This window comes from Streptomyces sp. SID5785 (assembly GCF_009870065.1).
In the GTDB taxonomy this organism is placed as follows: Bacteria; Actinomycetota; Actinomycetes; order Streptomycetales; family Streptomycetaceae; genus Streptomyces.
The window spans coordinates 1-2,205 of sequence record NZ_WWIA01000046.1 but is presented as its reverse complement, the minus strand read 5'-3'; the positions used below and the strand labels follow the sequence as shown (position 1 = coordinate 2,205).

The following is a 2,205-nucleotide window of genomic DNA, read 5'->3' as shown; positions in this document are numbered from 1 at the left end:
CCCCGGAGGGGGCGGGATGGTGGGATCGGGGCGACGCGACGGCGCAGGCCTGGGCGGACCGGCGGCGCGGGCCGGGGCGGACCGGCGGCGCGGGCCTGGGCAGACCGGCGACCCCGGGTCAGGGCAGCGCATGCCCGAGGCCGAGACGGTTGCGCCCGGCGCCGAGCCGACGGCCCCCACAGGGGCGGGACGGTGGGAGCAGGGCCGGGGCGCGACAGCCCGGAGGCGGGAAGCTGGGGGCGCCCCGGGCGCCCGACGACCCCGCCCGTCGCCGGGCCCCCGGCGACGCCCTCCCCGCGCCCCGGGCCCCCGGCGACACCCCTCACCGCCCCACCCGGCACGGGCACCGGCACCTCACCGCCCCCGCGGCAACCCCCTCCCCGCCAGCCCGGCGGTCACGCACAGCACACCCCCGGCCACGAGCAGCCCCACCCGCATGCCGTCCACCGAGAACCCCGCCCCACCCTCGGAGAGCACCGCCCCGAAGAGCGCGACGGCGAGCGCCCCGCCCGTCTGCCGCAGCGCGTTGAGCATTCCGGACGCCGTCCCGACCCGCTCCCCGGGGACGGAGTCCATCAGCATCGCCGTCACGGCCGGCACCGCGAACGCCCCGCCCATCCCCGTCGGCACCAGCAGCACGAGCACGAGCCACAGCGGCGTCGTCCGCCCCAGCGGCAGCAACGCGAACATGGCGAGGGCGAGCACCAGTACCCCGGTCACGACCACCCGGCGCCGCCCGAGCCGCTCGGCGGCCCGCGGCGACACGAGGTTCGTCGCCGTGATGACCACGGCGAGCGGTACGAACATCAGGCCCGCCGCCGTCGCCGACATCCCGCGCAGCTGCTGGAGGTAGAGCCCCAGCAGGAACACGACTCCGTAGAAGCCGAGGTTGAGCGCGAACCCGACGACCAGCGAGACCGAGACGGTGCGCCGGTTCAGCATGCTCAGGGGGACCATCGGCGCCCGGTGCCGCCGCTCGGTGACGTAGAAGCCGATGCCGCTGAGGACCGCGACGGCGAGGGCCCCGAGGACCGGCGGCGCCGTCCAGCCGCCGTGCCCGCCCTCGATGACGGCGAAGGTCAGCCCGGCGAGCGCGAGCACGGCGGTCAGCTGTCCGGTGACGTCCAGCGGAGCGGGCCGCCGCGGCGAGCGCGCGACGCGGGTGAGCAGGGCGAGGATCGCCGCGCCGACGGGCAGGTTGAGGAAGAACACGGCCCGCCAGCCGACGTGTTCGGTGAGCACACCGCCGAGCACGGGCCCGGCGGCCATGGACACGGACCCGCCGACCGTCCACAGGGCGATCGCGCGCGCCCGGCGCCGCGGGTCCTCGTAGGCCTGCCGGATCAGTGCGAGCGAGGCGGGCATCAGGACGGCGGCGGCCCCGCCCTGGAACACCCGGGCGGCGATGAGCGTGCCGAGTCCCGGTGCGAGGGCGCAGGCCAGCGAGGCGACGGTGAACAGCGCGGTGCCCCAGGCGTAGGCGCGGCGCGCGCCGGTACGGTCGCCGAGGGCGCCCGCCGACAGCATGAGTCCGGCGAACATCAGCGTGTAGGCGTCGGCCACCCACTGGAGTCCGGTCATGCCGCTGTGCAGCGATTCCTGGATGCCGGGCAGGGCGATGTTGACGGCGGACACGTCGATGGTGATGACGGCGAAGCCCAGCAGGGCGGCGAACAGCGCGGCACCGCCGCCGCGCCGGGTCGGCGACGCGGGCGCCACGGCGGGCGCCACGGCGGCGGCGACGGGGGTCGAGGTGGTCACGCGGTCCTCCTGGAGACCTCGGAACGGAAGCGGAACGGAAGCCGCACGAAAAGCCGTACGGAAGCCACACGAAAGCCGTACGGAAGCCACACGAAGAGCCGTGCGGAAGCCGTGCGGAAGCCGTGCGAAAGCCGTGCGAAAGAGCGGAGGTGCGGGTGGGCGACGGGTCCGGGCCGCGGCCCTGTGCCGTGCACTCCCTGGGCCCGGCCCGTCGGCCACCCGCAACAGGTCCCACTCTCGGGCCGCCGCGCGAAAGGTGGCAGGCCGCGTTCCACCGGGGTGCCACGTTCCTGGCCCTGGCACGGCCCCCCACCGCCGCCGCGGCCGGGGGACAATGCAGGTATGGCCGACCTCACGAGTACGAGTACGAGTACAAGTTCGAGTACGCGCACGCTCACGAGCGCGGGCACGCTCACCGGCACCGGCACCGGCACCGGCACCGGC

The 2,205-nt window shown here is 76.2% G+C and carries 1 protein-coding gene; it reads right to left on the bottom strand.

The features are described from left to right. Positions 1-354: 354 nt before the first annotated feature. Complete coding sequence (locus GTW43_RS01600) at positions 355-1,761, bottom strand: MFS transporter (RefSeq protein ID WP_343245861.1); 1,407 nt, start codon at positions 1,759-1,761, stop codon at positions 355-357. Positions 1,762-2,205: the final 444 nt, after the last annotated feature.